This is a genomic window from Burkholderia sp. LMU1-1-1.1 (assembly GCF_040675865.1).
In the GTDB taxonomy this organism is placed as follows: Bacteria; Pseudomonadota; Gammaproteobacteria; order Burkholderiales; family Burkholderiaceae_D; genus Rugamonas.
This window is the reverse complement of the sequence record NZ_JBEGHG010000086.1, coordinates 121,835-139,762: the sequence shown is the minus strand read 5'-3', so window position 1 is coordinate 139,762 and position 17,928 is coordinate 121,835. Positions and strand designations below refer to the sequence as shown.

The 17,928-nt window shown below is 66.4% G+C and carries 13 protein-coding genes; 4 read left to right on the top strand and 9 right to left on the bottom strand.

The window, feature by feature from the left end:
* Positions 1–7 precede the first annotated feature (7 nt).
* The 4 genes from MRBLMU1_RS31870 to MRBLMU1_RS31855 all read right to left on the bottom strand — a co-directional run bounded on the left by MRBLMU1_RS31870 (position 8) and on the right by MRBLMU1_RS31855 (position 4,835).
* Positions 8–1,705 (bottom strand): tetratricopeptide repeat protein, encoded by a 1,698-nt coding sequence (locus MRBLMU1_RS31870; RefSeq protein ID WP_363510525.1) that lies wholly within the window; start codon positions 1,703–1,705, stop codon positions 8–10.
* Entirely contained in the window at positions 1,702–2,439 is a 738-nt protein-coding gene (locus tag MRBLMU1_RS31865; RefSeq protein ID WP_363510522.1) for a sensor histidine kinase, read from the bottom strand. The genes MRBLMU1_RS31870 and MRBLMU1_RS31865 overlap by 4 nt, the downstream gene beginning before the upstream one ends.
* A gap of 123 nt (positions 2,440–2,562) precedes the next feature.
* Positions 2,563–4,302: an FAD-dependent 5-carboxymethylaminomethyl-2-thiouridine(34) oxidoreductase MnmC gene (gene mnmC, locus MRBLMU1_RS31860; protein ID WP_363510519.1), complete on the bottom strand. Its 1,740-nt coding sequence runs from the start codon at positions 4,300–4,302 to the stop codon at positions 2,563–2,565.
* A complete protein-coding gene (locus tag MRBLMU1_RS31855) occupies positions 4,275–4,835 on the bottom strand; it encodes a DNA-3-methyladenine glycosylase I (RefSeq protein ID WP_363510516.1) in 561 nt (186 codons plus the stop codon). Before MRBLMU1_RS31855 ends, mnmC begins: the two co-directional genes overlap by 28 nt.
* A 160-nt stretch (positions 4,836–4,995) precedes the next feature.
* Between MRBLMU1_RS31855 and MRBLMU1_RS31850 the strand changes: the two genes are divergently transcribed.
* From MRBLMU1_RS31850 to MRBLMU1_RS31840, 3 genes are read left to right on the top strand one after another with little or no spacing between them, the layout of a single operon-like run.
* Positions 4,996–8,406 carry a patatin-like phospholipase family protein gene (locus tag MRBLMU1_RS31850; protein WP_363510513.1) on the top strand — a complete coding sequence of 1,137 codons (3,411 nt, stop codon included), beginning with the start codon at positions 4,996–4,998 and terminating at the stop codon, positions 8,404–8,406.
* The gene (locus tag MRBLMU1_RS31845) at positions 8,403–8,864 is read left to right on the top strand and encodes a hypothetical protein (protein ID WP_363510511.1); all 462 of its coding nucleotides are present in this window, start codon (positions 8,403–8,405) and stop codon (positions 8,862–8,864) included. The genes MRBLMU1_RS31850 and MRBLMU1_RS31845 overlap by 4 nt, the downstream gene beginning before the upstream one ends.
* A 9-nt stretch (positions 8,865–8,873) precedes the next feature.
* Positions 8,874–9,338 (top strand): OsmC family protein, encoded by a 465-nt coding sequence (locus MRBLMU1_RS31840; RefSeq protein ID WP_363510508.1) that lies wholly within the window; start codon positions 8,874–8,876, stop codon positions 9,336–9,338.
* Between the two features lie 10 nt (positions 9,339–9,348).
* On the opposite strand, the gene MRBLMU1_RS31835 is transcribed toward MRBLMU1_RS31840, so the two are convergent.
* Together MRBLMU1_RS31835 and MRBLMU1_RS31830 are read right to left on the bottom strand one after the other, a co-directional pair.
* The gene (locus tag MRBLMU1_RS31835; protein WP_363510505.1) at positions 9,349–12,213 is read right to left on the bottom strand and encodes a diguanylate cyclase; all 2,865 of its coding nucleotides are present in this window, start codon (positions 12,211–12,213) and stop codon (positions 9,349–9,351) included.
* Between the two features lie 302 nt (positions 12,214–12,515).
* Positions 12,516–13,010, bottom strand: a complete 495-nt coding sequence (locus MRBLMU1_RS31830; protein ID WP_363510502.1) for a winged helix-turn-helix transcriptional regulator — start codon at positions 13,008–13,010, stop codon at positions 12,516–12,518.
* Between the two features lie 543 nt (positions 13,011–13,553).
* On the opposite strand from MRBLMU1_RS31830, the gene MRBLMU1_RS31825 reads away from it, so the two are divergent.
* Entirely contained in the window at positions 13,554–14,369 is an 816-nt protein-coding gene (locus tag MRBLMU1_RS31825; protein WP_363510500.1) for a response regulator, read from the top strand.
* A 68-nt stretch (positions 14,370–14,437) separates the two neighbouring features.
* Here the strand turns inward: MRBLMU1_RS31825 and MRBLMU1_RS31820 are convergent, their stop codons facing one another.
* From MRBLMU1_RS31820 to MRBLMU1_RS31810, 3 genes are all read right to left on the bottom strand, one after another.
* Entirely contained in the window at positions 14,438–15,985 is a 1,548-nt protein-coding gene (locus MRBLMU1_RS31820) for a methyl-accepting chemotaxis protein (RefSeq protein ID WP_363510497.1), read from the bottom strand.
* Between the two features lie 78 nt (positions 15,986–16,063).
* Positions 16,064–16,645, bottom strand: a complete 582-nt coding sequence (gene pnuC, locus MRBLMU1_RS31815) for a nicotinamide riboside transporter PnuC (protein ID WP_363510495.1) — start codon at positions 16,643–16,645, stop codon at positions 16,064–16,066.
* A 36-nt stretch (positions 16,646–16,681) separates the two neighbouring features.
* Entirely contained in the window at positions 16,682–17,890 is a 1,209-nt protein-coding gene (locus MRBLMU1_RS31810; protein ID WP_363510492.1) for a M48 family metallopeptidase, read from the bottom strand.
* Between the last annotated feature and the right edge of the window lie 38 nt (positions 17,891–17,928).

Genomic DNA, 17,928 nt, shown 5'->3' with positions numbered 1-17,928 from the left:
CCCGGAATCAGTCGGGGACCGCGCCGTTGGCGGCCTCGTACTCGCTCGCGGCGGCCGCCGCCACCACGCCGGACACCGGCGCCAACATCGCCAGCTGCTCCATCAGCTGCGCGAAACGCAGCTGGCCCGGCGCGATCGCGTCGACATGCATCAACACGCCGATCGCCTCCTCCGCCAGCTCGCGCACATAGCCAGTTTGGTGCAGTTGCGAGATCAGGATTTGCGCCGAATTAAACAGGATGCGCATGTTGTGCGGTAGCGCCTTGCGCGCCACGCGCATCCATTCGACCGCCTCGATCAATTTTCCGGTCTTCCACAGCAACACACCCTTGTTCATCATGTCGGAGGCCTCCTGGCGCGAGGCCTTGATCAACTCGATGCCCTCGTCGCCCATGCGCGCCTTGTCGAAGATCTTCTGCACATCCTCGAGCAACGGCGCGTTGTCATGGTTGTTGCGCGCCACGTAGCACAGCAAGGTCACCGGCGCGTCCTTGACGCCGACCGCGAACAGCAAGCTCGCCATATCGAGGCAGGTGGCGCTGTCCGGACGCTGCTTGGTGTCGTCGGCCAGCATCGCCTCCAGCTCGTCGCCGGACTTGCGCGCGCGCCGGTAGTCGCCGCTCTCGTGATAGACCAGGCCCTCGGTGATCTTGGCGCGCAGGGTGACCTGGTCGCCGCCGAATTGATGGACCGCCGCGTTGAGCAGGCGTATCGCTTCCTTGGTGTCGTTCTTCAAGCCGCACACGCGCGCCAGGCCGAAATACGCGTCGACCGTCTTGGCCACCGAGTACTCGCCCATCTCTATGCATTTGCGGAAGGCTTTTTCCGCCACCGGGATGTTTCCCAGCTTCAGCGCCGTCTGTCCGAACGCGCGCTGGCGCGGCACCGAATTGGGCGACAGCTTGGCGGCTTTTTCCAGCACGCCGAAGGCTTCCTCGTGCTTGCCCTGCTGCTGGTACGACAGCGCAAGCTGGTCGAAGGCGTCGATGTAAAAGCGGTTGTCGGCGATCACCGCCTGGAACATCTGCTGCGCCGCTTCCAGGTCGCCGGCGCTCATGCGGATTTTCCCCAGGCCGCAGCGCGCCCAGTTGTAGTCGCGGTCCTCGAGCACCTTCTCGTACACGGCGCGCGCCTGTTCCGGCACGCCGCTTTTGAGCAGCAAGGTGGCCTTCATCCGCTGCAGGTCGATCTCGTGCAGCGGATACAGCGCGACCTGTTCCTCGCACAGGCGAGCCGCGCGCAGGTAGTCCTTGTCGGCGAAGGCCTGGTCGATCTCGCGGAAGATCTGCTTCTTGTTCCACACGCGGTTCAGGCGCGTCAACAGCACGCCCTCGGTGATCGGCTTGATGATGTAGGCGTCCGGCTGGTGCTCGGCCGCGCCCATCACCGACTCCACGCTTTTCTCGGCCGAGACCATCAGCCACACGCTGCTGGGCAGCATCAGGTTGCGCAGGCGCGCCTCCTCCAGCACCTGCTGGCCGTTCTTGCCGTCGCCGAGGTTGTAGTCGCACATGACGACGTCGTAGCGCGTCTTCGACAGCAGCACGATCGCCTCGCCGCCGCTGGCCGCCTGGTCGATGTGCTTGGCGCCGAGGTTGCGCAGCGACTCGCGCAGCAGCTGGCGGATGCCGACGAAATCGTCGACCAGCAGATAGCGCTTCTCGGCCCAATCGACGTCGCCGCTGGCCTGGGTTTCCGCGTTCATGGAAGCCGAAGGATGAAACAGCCGCCGCCCAGGGCGCCGCCATTTTCCAGCGCGATGGCGCCGTGGCGCTGGCGGTGCTTGTGCATCTTCGCCACTTCGCTGGAAAAGTACAGCCCGAGGCCGCTGCTGTTGTTGAGGAAGTTGACCTTGACGCCGCCGGTCTTCATGGCGTCGGCGCCGGTCTCCAGGATCGCCGGCGGGAAGCCGCCGCCGTTGTCCTCCACGCGCAGCTCCAGATAGTCGCCGTCGATCCTGACGCCCAGGCGGATGCGGTCGCGCGTGTAGCGGATGGCGTTGTTGATGGCGTGGACCAGCACCCCGATGATCAGCTCCTCGTCGAAGGTCCAGATGGCGTCCGCCGGAAACTCGACGTCGAGCGTGACGCCGCGCGATTGCAGCAGCATGCGCGCCTGGCCCTTGACCTGGTCGACCAACTCGCTGACGCGATGGGCGGCGGGATCGAACGGATAACCGGGTTTGCCGACCTCCTTGTACAACGCTAGCAACTGGATCAGGTTGTCGTTGAGGCGGCGGGTCTGGTACAACATCTGGCCCAGTTGCGCGTATTGGGGCTGTTCGACGGCGGCCGAAGGAGGCGGCGCGGAGGCGGCGATCAGGTTCTCCAGCGTGCCGCTCAGGACGCTGATCGAATTTTTCATGTCGTGCACCGTCGACGCCAGGAACATCAACAACTCTGGCGATCCCTCGTAGTGCTGCGCTTGGTCTTCGTCCATTGTGCGGTGCTCGCGCCCGTTTCAAAGGGTGATTATATCCTGCGGGATATAGCCAAGCCAACGCCGGGATCGCTTGTGTGCGCACCATATTTGCGCCAACGCAACGCCGGTGTGGCGGCGCAATCACTGGCTGCGGCGGCGTTCCTTGAGCAGGAAGCGGCCCGGATCGAGCGCGGCCACCAGGCCCGCCTCCAGCGGCGGCGGCGCGTTCTCCAGTTGACTGACCAGCAACTCGGCCATCAGCGGCGCCCAGATCAGGCCGCGCGACGCGTAGCCCAGCAGGCCGTACAGGCCGGGGTGGCGCGGCACGTCGCGCAGGCGCTCCAGGCGCCCGGCGGCGCCGTGATCGGGCAAGGCGCCGCACAGCGGCAGGCGGTCCGGTGCCGCGCAGCGGAACCCGACCCGCCCCGCCAGCGGCGCGCTCGCCGCCAGCGCGGCCACGTCATCGCCGGGGACGATTTCCGCCAGCCGGGTGAGGTTTTCCAGCTGGCTGGCCGCGCGCAGGTGCGGATCGTCGTCGTTGTCGTAGGTCGCGCCGGCGCAGACGATGCCGTTGGCGGCCGGCGTCACATAGGCCTCGCGGCAAACCACCAGCGGCAGCCGGGGGGCGCCCCGCGAACCTGGATCGTCGAGCGCCAGATGCGTGACCTGCCCGCGCAGCGCCGACAACGGCAACCGCGCCGCCTGCGCGATGTCGACGGCGCCGGTGCCGTTGGCCAGAATGACCGTCGGCGCCCGCGCGATCGTCAAGCCGTCCGCGCCGATCACGTGCCATTCGCCGTCGATCCTGCGCAACTCCAGCGCCCGCGCGTGGAACAGGCGGCGCAGGCGTTCGCCGCAAGCGTCCAGCATGGCATCGCACAGCGATGCCGGCCGCGCCCAGCCGCCCTGCTCGAACAGCCAGCCGCCGTGCGGCGTCCCGCCACCCAGCAAGCGGCCGGCGTCGTCGGCCGCCAGCCAGCGCGCATACGCCGGCGGATAATCCCACGCCGCCAGCACGTCCCGCTGCACCTTCGCGTGCGCGGCGTCGCGCGCCAGTTGCAGCACGCCGCAATCGGCGCCGTCGAACGCCTTGCCGACGCCGCCCAGGCGCCGCCACTCGCGCAGCGCGAACAGGTAGGCGGCGCGGCTCAAGCGGGTCGGGATATTGTCGTCCTTCGACAACAGCGGCATGAAGATGCCGGCCAGGTTGCCGGACGCCTCCTGCGCCGGCCGCGCGTGCCGTTCGATCAGCGTGACCTCCCAGCCGTTGGCGCACAGGCGATGGCATGCCGAGGAACCGGCCAGGCCGGCGCCAATGACGATCGCGCGCCGCTCCGGTCGCGGCGCCGCGGGCGGCGGCGGCTTGCGGCTTCGATAGACCGCGCCGACATCGCGCGTGTCGGCGATGGCGTGGCAGGCGAAACCGGCCGCCGTCAACGCCCACACCAGCGGCTCGTCCGGCGCGTGCGCGTGCAGGGTCGCGCCCGGCGCGGCCAGCTTCGCCAGGCCGCGCGCGAAGGCCGGGGCGAAAGCCGGCGCGCAGGAGAAAATCCGGAAATCGTCGACCCGCGCTTCGATCTGCGGTAGCACGGCGTCGAGCGCGCCGACCAGCAGATCGAGCGTCACGCGGCCGTCATCGAGAACGATCCGGTGGAAGCCCGGCACATTCAGCGGCCATTGGTCCCGCAGCCGCGCATCGGCGATGCGTTCGGCGTCTGGCAGCTGCGGCGCGACGGCCAGATAATGCAGCGGCGCGCCAGCCGGCGAAGCGGCCCGCGCCCATGCGGCCAGAAACCGCGCGCCATCGGCGAAGTCCGTATCGAGTACGACGCGCCGTGGCTCGTTCGCCGTCGTCACTTGCGCCGCTTCCGGCAGAAGCACGCCGGATCATGATCGTCGACCATGCCGATGCCCTGCATATAGGCGTAGATGATGGTCGAGCCGACGAACTTGAACCCCAGCTTGGCCAGGTCCTTTGAGATGCGGTCCGACAGTTCCGTCTTGCTGGCGCGCGGGCCGTCTCCGGAAACGATGGGCTTGCCGCCGACGTAAGCCCACAGCAGCCGATCGAGGCTGCCGCCGCCGGCGCGCAGGCGCAGATAGGCCTGCGCGTTGGTGATCGCCGCCGCCACCTTCAACCTGTTGCGCACGATGCCCGGATCGGCCAGCAGCGCCGCCACCTTGTCGGCGTCGTAGGCGGCGATCTTCTCCGCGTCCCACTGGTCGAAGGCGGCGCGGTAGGTCTCGCGTTTGTTGAGGATGGTCTCCCAGCTCAGCCCCGCCTGCGCGCCCTCCAGATTGAGCATCTCGAACAGGCGCGTCTCGTCGTGGCACGGCACGCCCCATTCGGTGTCGTGGTAGTGCAGGTACAGGGGATTGGCCGGGTTGGCCCAGCCGCAGCGGATTTTGTTCATGGGAGCGGGAAGAAATGGTGGCGCGTCAGTATAAGGTATTTGCCTGTGCGGCGATTACCACACCGGCCACGATAACGCTTGTTTTTGGTCATTTTCACATCTATTCTTGATAACTATAAATATGACAACATAAATCGTCCGAAGCCGGGAGTGAACCGTCATGCCGTTCCCCACAGAGCCTTCCTTTGACTTTTTCAGCCCCGGCCCGCCGGTGAAAGGGACGCCGGTCCCGGTGGCCAGCGTGCTGGAGTACGAACTGATGCTGCTCCACGGCGTGCGCCTCCAGCCCAGCGCAGACGACGCGCAACGCGAGCTCCGGTTCCGGGCGGCGGTACACGCGCTGCCAGCGGGCGACGAGCGCACCGCCATCTGCCTGTCCGGCGGCGGCGTGCGCAGCGCCACCTTCTGCCTCGGCGTGCTGCAAGCGCTGGCCGAACGCAAATGGCTCGACAAATTCCACTACATGTCCTCGGTCTCCGGCGGCGGCTACATCGCCAGCTGGCTGTCGAGCTGGATCTCGCGAAGCAAAGGCGACGTCGGCACGGTGCTGGACCACCTGGCGCCCGCGCGCACGGGCGCGGCGCCCTTGAACGAGAAGCCCGAGCCCGAGCAAGTCCGGCAGTTGCGCGCCTACAGCAATTATATGAGCCCGGTGCACGGGTTCTCGATCGATCTGATCACGCTGATCGCCACCTTTATCCGCAACCTGACCTTGCACTGGCTGATGCTGCTGCCGTTGCTGGCGGCGCTGGTCATGCTGCCGCGGCTGAATCTTGCGATGACTTTCCGTTCCGGGCCATGGCTCTCCTCGTACAACGCCGGCCTGGGGTTTTTGGTCGTGATGATGGGATTGCTCCTATGGGGGCTCAAGGAGACGCTGACGAGTCTGCCAAGCTTCGCCCCGCAAGCAGGTAAAGAAGACACATTCATGAAGCGATGCTTCATACCGATGTGCTGCGCGGCGATAGCGCAAAGCTGGGCCATTCCCCGCGTCGCCACGCCCGACTTTTTCACCACCAACATGTTCTGGATCGCGGTCTGCGCTGGCGCGGTGGTCACGACGGCGGCCCAATTGCTCGCCCTGCGCCCGCAAGTAAACACCCCTGACGCAAAGGCCGGCAAGAAGATGCTGGCAGCGTGCGGCGCGGGCGCCATCGCCGGCGCCCTGATGTTCTGCGTAATAAAAAAATTCGCCCAGTTGGCCCTCATGGAGCACTACGCGCCCAACGACATGCTGGCGGCGGGCCTGTACTCCGTTTTTTTCGTCCCCGCGCTGCTTGCCGCCGGCTGGCTGACCATCACCATCTACGTTGGCCTCGCGCAGCGCTTCTCGGATGAGGACGATCGCGAATGGTGGGCGCGCGCCAGCGCCTGGATATTCTGGGCCTGCCTGCTCTGGATTTTCTCCAACGCGGTGGTGATCTTCGGCCCCTATCTGCTGCTGCAAAGCCCATGGACGAAATTGTTGGGGGCGTCGGCCGGGGGGATGGGCGTGGTCACGGGACTATATGGCTATTGGAGCAAACACGGCCAGCGGCTGACGCGCAAAGTCAAGAGCGCCTTCGCCATCGCCGGCGAGCGCGTGCTGGAACTGGCTGCGGCGATCTTCATCACCGCGCTGTTGATCGTCACCAGCTTCGTGCTGGCCATGATCGACGACCTGCAACACCTCAAACTGAACGCCATCTTTGCCAACACGCGCCTGTGCGCCCATCTGGACACCTACTACGCCATCCAGACCACGCAAGCCGGCCTGGAAGGCCAGTTCCTCGTATTTGCCGGCCTGGTCGCCATCGGCCTGATCGCCTCGCGCTACTTCGGCACCAACACCTTCTCCCTGCACAGCATGTACGGCAACCGGCTGGTGCGGGCCTATCTAGGTGCCGCGCGCGACGCACGCTCACCGAATCCGTTCACAGGATTCGATCCGGACGACAATTTGCAGATGGACGCGCTGGACCCGCTGAAGGTGCAGCCGTCCCCTCCCCCGCCGCCACCGAGACCACGGCTTTATCATGTGATCAACATCGCGCTCAACTTGGTCAAGCCCAGCAACGAGGAGCTCGCTTGGCAGCAACGCAAGGCCGCCTCGTTCACCGTCACGCCGCACTTCGCCGGGTCGAAGGGCACCCAATACCAGCGTTCGGATTTTTATTCGTCCTCCGAAGGCATTTCATTGGCGCGCGCCATGACGATCTCCGGCGCGGCCGCGTCATCGAGCATGGGATACCATACCTCGACCCTGATCGCCTTCGTGATGACCTTCTTTAACGTCCGCCTGGGATGGTGGCTGCCCAATCCCGGGCTGAAGGACGTCAAGGCGCTGCAGCGCTCCGAGCCTCCGTGGGGCTCCATGTCGATCATGACCGAGTCGCTCGGCGCGACGACCGCCAAGAGCGACTTCGTCTACCTGAGCGACGGCGGCCACTTCGAGAACCTCGGCCTGTACGAGATGGTGCGCCGCCGCTGCCGGCGCATCGTCGTGGTCGACGCCAGTTGCGATCCGAAATACGAATTCGAAGACCTGGAAAACGCCATCCGCAAGATCCGCATCGACTTCGGCATCTCCATTGTCTTCCCCGACGGCCTGCCGACGCCGGCCTGGACGCGCGGTGAGCAAAACAAGCATAAACATTCGGCGCACGGCGTGATCCGCTACTCCACCGTGGACGGTCCGTGCACCGACGGCAGTATCATTTATATCAAACCGCTATTGTCGGGCAACGAGCCGCTCGACATCACCCGCTATGCCGCCAAGGCCGACAAGGCGCAGCTGAACCCCTTCCCCCACCACTCGACCGCCGACCAGTTCTTCGACGAGGTCCAGTTCGAAAGCTACCGCGCGCTCGGCTATCACAGCGTGATGGCGGACTTTCCGCAGGGCGAAGCCTGGAAGATCTTCCCCGCCGGCGCGGTGGACGCCAGCGAAGAAAAGCTGGCCGCCGCGGAACGGTCGGCCGACAACCCGGAAGGCGGCGGCCCGTCGCTATCGGGGGCGGCCGGCGCGGTGCGCGCGGCCGGCCAGGCCGGCCTGCTGTGGACCACCATCGCGGCGACCGGCGCGCTCGGCGCGGGTGTCGTCGGCACGCTCGCGCTGCGCGATGGCGAGGTCGCGCTCAAGAAAGGCGGCGAAGTCGCCATCAGCAAGGAAAGCCTCGACGAGCTCAGGAAAATCTTCCAGCCGCGGGAGGCCGACCCGGCCGTCGCCGCGCATATCGCCGGGTTGACGCTGCAATTGCAAAACCTGCGGCAATCGATCGTCGATAATTCAAGCGTCAATAACAAGATCAGCAACGATATCGGCCAGTTGATCAACAAGCAGATTAACCTGATCAATCATCTCAACAACACCAGAAACGAGCAGACGCTGACCGACATTAAAAGTACGCTGCAAACGATATCCGGCAAGCTGCCGGCGGGGACAGACTATAGCGACGCGATCAAGGCCATCCTGGCCCAGCTCGTCATACTCGACAAAACGCTGCAGACCGAAACGGCCAAGATCACCGCCGAGATCCACAAGACCAATTCCCGCGCCCATGTGCGCGGCGGCGACGGGGTGCGGCCATGAGGGCCGGCGCGCCGATGGCGCTGGCCGCGCTGCTGTCCGGCTGCTGCTATCAAACCATCCGCCTGCAGTCGTCGTGGTACATCCTGGAAGAAGATGTCAAAAAATCGGCCACCTACGTCTCGGTGCTTAACACCGGCAACACCGCCGTCACCGTCGAAACGCTCATCATCAATCCGCTGCGTGACAAGGTCGCCCTGTTCGATGATCCTCATCACGACGGCTGGACGCTGGTCATCGGTGAGCGCCTCGAGCCGGGCCAATTGCTCATCAAACCAGCGGGGGAATTCTCACGGCTCGAAAAGAACCTCCGGGTGTATTGGCATGGCTGCCGGGTGCCGATCGAAGTCGACGCCCAGCTGTCCGGCCGGCCGGCGCTGGTCGTCACCGACATGAAAACGGCCATGCCGGACTCGTTGCCGGCGATGTGGGATACTGGATGCCCCCAAGCCACCAAATAGGAGCAGCGCATGCAGTTCGAGGCAACACTGGAATGGAAACGCGGCGGACAGGATTTTATCGGGCAGCGCTACAGCCGCGCGCACACCTGGCGCTTCGACGGCGGCGCCGTCGTGCCGGCGTCGTCGTCGCCGCTGTCGGTGCCGCTGCCGATGTCCGACGCCGCCGCCGTCGATCCGGAGGAGGCGCTGGTGGCCGCCGCGTCGAGTTGCCACATGCTGTTCTTCCTGTCGATCGCCGCCAAACGGGGCCACACGGTCGACAGCTACACCGACCGCGCCATCGGAACGCTCGGCAAGAACGCCCAAGGGAAGATGGCGATGACGCGCATCGCGCTGCGCCCGGCCATCGTGTTCGCCGGCACCGCGCCGCCCGGCGAGGAGGAGCTGCACGCCATCCACCACGAGGCGCACGACAAATGCTACATCGCCAATACGCTCAACTGCGAGGTGGTGGTGGAGGCGCCGCCGGCGTAGTCGAACCGGGTCAGGTTTCCAGGTCGCTCGACAGGCCCACGCGGCGACGCTCGCCGCCCAGCGACAGCGGTCCTTCCAGATTGCTGACCAGCCGCACCTCGCCGCCGGCCACGGCGGCGTCGAGCTGATGCATCAGGCGCGGGAACAGGCCGTCGGCGCGGGCGCGCGCGGTGCCGTACAACGCCGCCCAGGCGTTGCGGCCGGAGCGCTTGGCGATGTACAGGCCCTGGTCGGCCAGCTCCACCACCTGCGACCATGACAGCAGGCGCGGTTGCGCCGGCAGGAAGGGGAAACAGGCGAAGCCGATCGAGCAGGTCTTCGACAGCCGCACGCCGTCCGGCAGCACGAACTCGCGCTCGGCGACGACCCGGCGCATGCGCTCGGCCACCACGCGCGCGTCGTCGCGGTGGGTGGCGCGCGCCAGCACCAGGAACTCCTCGCCGCCCCAACGGATCACGTAATCCGATTCGCGGAACACTTCGCGCAGGCGCTCGGTCATCTGCACCAGGATGGCGTCGCCGGCGGCGTGGCCGTAACGGTCGTTGACTTCCTTGAAGTGGTCGATGTCGACCATGAAGAACACCAGATCGTTGGGCGCCCGCGGGTCGCATTCGGGCGGCTGGCCGCGGTGCTGGCCGCCGTCGTAGCCGCGCAAACTCATCGCCACGTCGGCGTCGACGTTGCGCAGGAAGAAGCGGCGGTTGCGCAGGCCGGTCAGCTGGTCGGTCAGGCTGACCTCCTCGAGCGCCTGGTAGGCGCGCTCGAGCTCCAGGTTCTTTTCCAGCAGCTGCTCCTGGGTCGCGCTCAGCGTCTTCAGCGTCGCCGCCACCTGGCGGTAGGCGCTGGCGTTGTCGAGCGCGATCGCGCCGTACGCGCACAAGGTGCGGAAGATCAGCCGTTCGCGCTCGCCGTAGGCGTTGGCGTGCAGCGACTGCACCGTCATCGCGCCCAGCACGCGCTCGCCCACGCGCAGCGGCGCGAACAGCAGCGTCAAGGTCGGCAAGGTGCCCGGGATCAGGTTCGGCGTCACATCCGCCTCGCCCAGTTCGATCAGGATCTCGCGCTGCTCGCGCACGCAGCGCGACGTGTTGGCGCGCGGGTCCGCCAGCGAATAGCGCGCCTCCGGCAGCGGATTGCCGGCCTCGACGCCGAACGCGCACGACAGCCACACGCCGTTCGGCTCCAGCAGGAAAATCGAGAAGTGCGTGGCGTCGAGCAGGCCGTGCACGTGGCGGTCGAGCGCGCGGAACACCGCCGCCGCGTCCAGGTGCGCGGTGATCTCCTGGCCGATCGCGCTCAGGTGCGCCAACGTGGCGCTGGTTTGCTGCAGCACCTCGGCGCGCTGCGCCTCGGCCGCCGCAAGCTGGCGATGGTGCTCGGCCTCGGTCTGCGCGCGCTCGGTCTGGTACTGCACCTGCATGGCGATGGCGCGGTTGGTGGCCTGCTGGCTGTGGGTCTGGTCGCGCGCGGCGCCGGCCTGCAGCGCGATCGCGTAGGCGCGCGCGTGGTCGCCAATGGCGGCGTACTCGCGCGCGGTGGCGTCGAGCAACGCCCCGGGCACCGTGTAGCCGTCGATGGTGGCGGCGATCTCCAGCGCCAGCAGCAGGTAGTGCAGCACCGGATTGGGCGCCATCATCAGGTCCGGCTCGGGCAGCGCGTGGTGCGCGTGGATATCGGCCAGCACGTTGAGGGCGGCGATCTGGCCCAGGGCGTCGCCATGCTCGCGCGCCAGCGCCAGCGCGCCGCGCACGGCGGCCAGCGCCTCGTCCGGCCGGTCCAGGTGCGACAGCGCGTGCGCCTGGCCGCGCCGCGCGCTGCTCTGGAAATCGTTCTGCGCCAGCGCGTCCCCGCGCGCGGCGAGCCGGGTGAAGCTGTCGAGCGCGGCCGCGTGGTTGCCCAGGTCGAGCGCCAGGTCGCCCTGGTACTCCAGCGCCACCGCGTAGGCGCGCGAACCGGACAGCGGCGCCAGCACCGCCAACGCCTCGCGCAGCAGGGTCTGCGCGGCCTCGCGCTGGCCCAGCTGGCGCAAGGTCTCGGCGGTCTGCATCAGGCACATGCCGATCGACAGCGGCCAGCCGGCCGGACGCGCCAGGTCGAGGCCGCGCTGCATCCATTCCAGCGCCGCCTCGTGCGCGTTGAGGCTGGTGAAGCCGTTGCCGATGTTGGTGGCGACGATGATGGCGCGGCGGATCTGGCCGGTCACCAGCGCGATCTCGAAGCTGAGCATCAGATGGCCGATGGCGCGGCCGTACTCGCTGCGCTGGAAGGCGCAGGTGCCGAAGTAATCGCTGACCCAGCCGGCGGCGATCGGCGCCAGGCCGCCCGGATCGGCGTCGAAGCGGCCGTCCCATTGCCGCTGCGCGGCCTGCCAATCGCCGAAGGCGGCGCAAATGCCGGCGGCGGCGTCGATCACGTCCACCCGCACCGGATCGCCGCCGGCGCGGGCGGCCGCGCCGGCCTGCGCCAGCCAGCGGTCGCCGGCGGCGCTGTCGCCCCGGTCGTTGGACACCCAGGCCAGCACCCAGCAGGCGTCGGCGCGGGCGCGCGCCGACGCGGCGGCGGCGACGGGATGGTCGGCGGCCTGCCCGAACAGCGACAACGCCTGTTCGGCCTGGTATTGGGCGGTGTCGAGCTGGCCGTTGAGCCATTCGGCTTCGGCGGCGATCAGCAGCAGGCGGCCGCGCACCACCAGCGCGTCGGCCGGCGGCAGCGCGCCCAGCAGGGGAACGATGTCGGAGGACAGGGCGCGTGCGCGCGCGGGAGCGCGCTGGCGCAGATGCCAGGCGAGCGCCACGAGCAACGGCAAGCGCGCCGCGCCGGATATCTCCGGCAACACGGCCTCCCACCGCGCCAGCTCCTCATCGAGGGCAAACATGTCCACCAAGTGACGTCCTTTGACTGTGTGTCGTCCGCCGGGTCTAGTTGCCCGAACGTATTTAAACGCTGTGACAGCATTATTCCACAGTTTTCAGGGTCCCCCGCCGCCCCGCGCCAAGTGCCTGAATGCAAAGCGATTTTGGTTCTTTAGAGTAATTTTTACTGCGTTTTCGGCGCCCCGTTCTTGCCCGCCGCCATCTGCGGCACGGACTTCATGTGCCGGGCTATGGTCGGTTGCAGCTTGGCCGCGACGAAAAAAAGCGCCGGCAAGCCGGCGCTTTTTTAGGGACGCAACAACGCTTAGGAAGCGTGTTTGCTGATCTCGATCAAACGGGTCCGCATGGTGTCGCTGGCGGCGGGGCCCGGCGCGAACATGTAGTCTTCGTCGTTGATGGCCAGGCCGCTGTTGGCGTCGACCAGCACCTGATCGGCCGGTTTGCCGGTTTCGCGACTCACCACCAGCAGGCTGGCGCCCTCCGGTGCCAGATGTTCGTTGCCCCAGGCGATGAAGGCCAGCAGCACAGGCTTGAAGTCGCGGCCGGCCTTGGTCAGCAGGTATTCATAGCGCGGGGGACGGGCGCTGTACTGGCGCCGCTCCATCAGGCCGCCTTCGACCAGCCCGGCCAGGCGGCGGGTCAGCATGTTCGGGGCGATCTTCAGGCTCTTTTCAAATTCGTCGAAACGCGACAGGCCGTAGAAGGCGTCGCGCAGGATCAAGATGCTCCACCATTCGCCAACTTTACCCAGGCTGCGTGCGATAGGGCAAGGCATGCGGCCGAAATCGGTATGTTTCATTTGTAACTCCTTGGTTCAGGTTGAACAGGAAAAATCAGTTATGGAAAACACTGCGCGGTCGACCTGCCGGCACCGAGGCCGGCGGAGGTGAGCGAGTTGTATTCGGGATAGCTATGTGACAATGTAAGTATTTTTCGATGTCAATTTTTGTCTCCTTTTTAACCCTGGGGTTTACTTATTTCCTCTATAAAACAACAGTTTTCGGCCTGTTCCCATCTCCAACATAGACCAAAAAAATACTGGAAACTCTCCAAAACTCACGACGGAAAGCAGGCTTGGACCCTGGCGGAAGGTACGAGCCGAACCTCCACAAACCGGCGGCGGCCCGCGCGCAGCCGTGCCGCACCACCCAAATTCCAAAAGACAACAATTTTACAATTGCCATCTCCCAACACTGAATCAATTATTGATGATCTAAAAAAACCGTGCTTTTGCTGCAAGTGACCAGGGTTCTGTAGGCGGAGAAAACTATTAAAAATTTTTAAAAGATAGGCATAATACGCAACAGGGCGTCACGAATTTATCAATCATCCAAGGTGAACCATGCCGACGGCCAGTGACAGTACGCAGCGCAAAATCCTCATCGTGGACGACTCCGCGTTCGAGCAGCGCGTGCTGGTCGACCTGCTTAGCGAGCTGCCCTACAAGGTGTCGGTGGCCTTCAACGGGCTGCAGGGCTACCAGCTGGCGCTGGCCAATCTGCCGGACCTGATCCTGCTGGACGTGCGCATGCCCAATATGGACGGCTACACGGCGTGCCGGCTGCTCAAGGCCAACCCCGTGACACAGGACATCCCGGTGATCTTCCTGAGCGGCGCCGACGCCGACGAGGAGCGCATCATGGGCCTGTCGATCGGCGGCGTCGACTATGTCTCCAAGCCGTTTTCGCCGGGCGAGCTGGCCGCCCGCATCCAGGTGCACCTGAACCTGGCGCGCCGGGTCAGCGACCGCGGCCTGCAGGCCTCCAACGACCCCGAGGCCGGCACTCGCGCCGCCGCGGGCGGGGCCGACAGCGATCCGGACGCGGTCATCGTGGCCGCCGTCAAGCGCCTGATCGCCGACAACCTGGCCACCTTGCCGGGGCTGGCTGAGATCGCCCGCAGCGTCGGCACCTACCGGGAAAAATTGTCACAAATCTTCCGCGAGCAAACCGGCATGACGGTGTTCGCCTTCATCCGCGAGGCCCGCATCCGGCGCGGCGAGGAGTTGCTGCGCGACACGGACATGGACGTGCAGGATATCGCGCTGCTGATCGGATTTAACAATGCCGGCAATTTCGCCACCGCCTTCCGCGAACGCAACGGCATCACGCCGAGCGCCTTCCGCACCTCGAACCAAAGAAAAACGCCGCAGGCCTGACGGCGCGCGGCGTGTCTTGGAGTGTGAACCCGTAGGCTTTGAGCGATACGCTTGCGGGCTTGCGAGCTTTAGCGCAGCCGGAACACGCTGACCACCGCCGCCAGATTGGCGGCCTGCTCCTGCAGCGACCCGGCGGCGGCGGCCGCCTCCTCGACCAGCGCGGCGTTTTGCTGCGTCACCTCGTCCATCTGCGTGATGGCGCGGTTGACTTCCTCGATGCCGGTGCTCTGCTCGTGGCTGGCGGCCGAGATCTCGGCCACCACGTCGCTGACGCGGCGCACGCTCGCCACCACCTCGGTCATCGTCGTGCCGGCCCGCTGCACCAGCGCCGTGCCGCTGTCGACCTGGGTCACCGAGTCGTCGATCAATTGTTTGATTTCCTTGGCCGCCGCCGCGCTGCGCTGGGCCAGGTTGCGCACCTCGCTGGCGACCACGGCGAAGCCGCGCCCCTGCTCGCCGGCGCGCGCCGCCTCCACCGCCGCGTTGAGCGCCAGGATGTTGGTCTGGAAGGCGATGCCGTCGATCACGCTGATGATGTCGACGATCTTGCGCGAGGCGGCGCTGATCGCCTCCATCGTCGCGATCACCTCGCCCACCACCTGGCCGCCGTCGGTGGCCGTGCCGGACGCCGATTGCGCCAGCTGGTTGGCCTGGCGGGCGTTGTCGGCGTTCTGCTTGACGGTCGAGGTCAGTTCCTCCATCGCCGAGGCGGTCTCCTCCAGCGAGCTGGCCTGCTCCTCGGTGCGGCTCGACAGGTCGAGGTTGCCGCTCGCGATCTGGGCCGACGCGGTGGCGATGGTGTCGGTGCCGCCGCGCACCTCGCCCACCACGCGCAGCAGGCTGTCGTTCATGGCCTTGAGCGACAACATCAGTTGTCCCGTCTCGTCCTTGCTGGTGCTGGCGATGTGGCCGGTCAGGTCGCCCTCGGCCACGCGACGGGCGATCACCACCGCCTCCTGCAGCGGCGCGGCGACGGCGCGCGACACGGTCGTCGCCAGCACCAGGCTGATGACGATCAGCGCCGCCAGCGTACCGAGGATGAGCTTGCGCGCCAGCGAGAACGTCTGCGCCGCCGACGTGTCGGCCGCCATGCTGCCGTCGTCGTTGATCTTGACCAGCGCGTCGAGCTGCTCGTTGACCTGGCGGAACACCTTGTTGGAGGCGCCGCGGAACAGCACCCGCGCCTCGTCCTTCTGGCCGGCGCGCGACAGCGCCGTCAGCTTCTTGCTTTCGGCCTGGTAGGCCTCCATGGTTTTTTGCAGCTCGGCGTAAATGCGTTTTTCCTCCGGCTCCGACACCAGCGCCGCGTACGAGGCCTGCTGCTTGCCCAGCGTCTCGAGCCGGGTCGCCATCGATTTCTCGGTGGCCGCCATGTCGGCCTCCTCGGCCAGCAGGATGTGGGTCGATTCTGAGATCCGGTAGCGCGACATCGACGTCTGCATCTGGCCCAGGTAGCGCACGGCCGGCAACCAGTTGGTGGCGATGTCGGTCGAGGCCTGGTTGACCTTGACGAGCTGGTTGATCGAGAACAGGCCGAGGAAGCAAGTCAGTGCGATGACCACCGCGAACGCCAGAATTAACTTCTTGCCTATCTTGAGATCATAGAACCATTGCATTTTGTGCTCCATATTTTTTCCACTTGGAAATGAATGATAGAGCGTGCCCAGGACAATGTCGATTTTTGTCGTGTTTTTCTACGCGCTTAGTTGTAGCTTTGCCTCCTGGCCGCGCATCTGCCGGCGCCAGAAGAACCACGACGCCAGAGCGTTGAACCAGTAGGCCGCGTACAGCGCGGCCGTCAGGTACAGGCCCCGGCTGGCGTACAGCGGAATGGAGACGGTGTTGACCATCAGCCAGAACGGCCAAGTCTGCAAGCGCCGCCCCATCAGCAGCAGTTGCGCGATGATGCTGAACATCAGCACGGCCGAATCGATGAACGGCGCGTAGGCGTCGGTCCACGCCTGCAGCATCAGGCCGTAGGCGGCGGTGGCGGCCAGGCCGGCCACCGCCATCGAGCCCACCAGCAGCGGCCGCGCCTTCGAAATCGGCAGCGCCCCGCCGCCGCCGCCCACCCACTGGCGCCAGCCGATCAGGCAGGTGACGATGAAGAAGCCTTGCAGCGCGACGTCGGCGTACAGCCTGGAGATGTAGAACAGCACCGCGAACATCGAGCAACCGATCACGCCCAGCCACCACGAATGCACATTGTTGCGGCCGGCAAGCACGATGGACAGCGCCATGACGGCGTTGGCGGCGACTTCCAGCGGTGTGATCAAAACGGCGTCCTTCGATGGGTGGCGCTGGAGGGTCAGCTAGTCGCGGCAATCGGCCGGCAGCAGCCGGACCGGGATGCCGTCGCTGCCGCAGCGCCAGGCCACGCGCTTATTCTCGTCCAGGCTCGGCGTGAACGCAATAGCCTTGCCGCGATAATTCAGGTCGGCCGGGAACACGTGCACCGCGCCGTTGGCGGCATCGACCGTGATGTTCTGCACCACGTGGTTCGGGTCGGCCATCGCGTAGCCGGCCTGCTCCAGGGTGGCCGGACCGCTGCCGTGGGCGTAGAAATAGCGCTCCACCGCCGCCGTCGCCTCCTGGCCGACGCCGACCACCTGCGCCATGCGCGCGCGGGTCGTGTAGTCCTGGTAGGCCGGCAGCGCCACCGCCGCCAGCACGCCGACCAGCGCCAGCACCGCCAGCAGCGAGCCGGCGCCGCCGACGCCCAGCCGCGGCACGAACAGCGCCAGCAGATAGGCCAGGCCGTGGCGGCCGGGCTGCTCGACCTCGTTGCCGCCGGCCAGTCCGCGCATCACCGCCATGCGCTTGACCAGCCACGGATAGTCGCCCACCAGCTCGTGGAACGACATCCAGAAGCCGGACGACTGCTGCGCCTGCGCGGCGTAGCCGGCCGTGCTGAGCTGGCGCCAGCGCTTGCCGCCCGCCGCCAGCGCCGACAGGCCCACCTGTGCGCTGTCGAGGTCGTCGCAGGCGTGGAAGCCGTGACGGTCGCACGTGTATTCGCGCGCGCGGGCGTAGGCCGCGCCCAGCAGCGGCACCAGGGAAGCCGGCGCCAGCAGCGCCGACCAGCGCAGGTGCTGGCGTTTGAGGTGGCCGATCTCGTGGCCGATGTAGAAGTTGATCGCGTCCGGGCGCTCCTCCAGCGCGTCGACGACGTCCGAATACAGCACGATGAAGTTATTGCCGAGAAAGCGCGTGGCGAAGGCGTTGAAGCTGCCGCCCATCTGCAGCAGATACGCCTCCGGCGCCTGCTCCAGGCCGAGCCGCCGGCAGCAGGCGTCGATGCGCTCGCGCAGGTCGGGGAACTGTTCGGCCGTGATGCGCACGCCGGTGCCCTTGAGCCAGGACACCAGCGCCGACTGCGCGAAACAGTAGGTAATGAAGAACAGCAGCAGATACACCAGCGCCATGCCCAGGGTCGCCGCCAGCAGGCCGGTCCAGACGACCAGCGAGACGGCCAGCATGATGCCGAACAGCGCTTTTTCGTGCTTGTACACCAATTCCATATGGCTCCCGGCCTCGCAAAGTTTCCCGGGAGCTATTC

Bases quoted from the DNA above. Each gene is read 5' to 3' on its own strand.
- MRBLMU1_RS31840 (WP_363510508.1), top strand. From the start codon at position 8,874: ATGCAGTTCGAGGCAACACTGGAATGGAAACGCGGCGGACAGGATTTT.
- MRBLMU1_RS31825 (WP_363510500.1), top strand. From the start codon at position 13,554: ATGCCGACGGCCAGTGACAGTACGCAGCGCAAAATCCTCATCGTGGAC.
- MRBLMU1_RS31845 (WP_363510511.1), top strand. From the start codon at position 8,403: ATGAGGGCCGGCGCGCCGATGGCGCTGGCCGCGCTGCTGTCCGGCTGC.
- MRBLMU1_RS31810 (WP_363510492.1), bottom strand. From the start codon at position 17,890: ATGGAATTGGTGTACAAGCACGAAAAAGCGCTGTTCGGCATCATGCTG.
- MRBLMU1_RS31835 (WP_363510505.1), bottom strand. From the start codon at position 12,213: ATGTTTGCCCTCGATGAGGAGCTGGCGCGGTGGGAGGCCGTGTTGCCG.
- MRBLMU1_RS31830 (WP_363510502.1), bottom strand. From the start codon at position 13,010: ATGAAACATACCGATTTCGGCCGCATGCCTTGCCCTATCGCACGCAGC.
- MRBLMU1_RS31865 (WP_363510522.1), bottom strand. From the start codon at position 2,439: ATGGACGAAGACCAAGCGCAGCACTACGAGGGATCGCCAGAGTTGTTG.
- MRBLMU1_RS31855 (WP_363510516.1), bottom strand. From the start codon at position 4,835: ATGAACAAAATCCGCTGCGGCTGGGCCAACCCGGCCAATCCCCTGTAC.
- MRBLMU1_RS31820 (WP_363510497.1), bottom strand. From the start codon at position 15,985: ATGCAATGGTTCTATGATCTCAAGATAGGCAAGAAGTTAATTCTGGCG.
- MRBLMU1_RS31870 (WP_363510525.1), bottom strand. From the start codon at position 1,705: ATGAACGCGGAAACCCAGGCCAGCGGCGACGTCGATTGGGCCGAGAAG.
- MRBLMU1_RS31850 (WP_363510513.1), top strand. From the start codon at position 4,996: ATGCCGTTCCCCACAGAGCCTTCCTTTGACTTTTTCAGCCCCGGCCCG.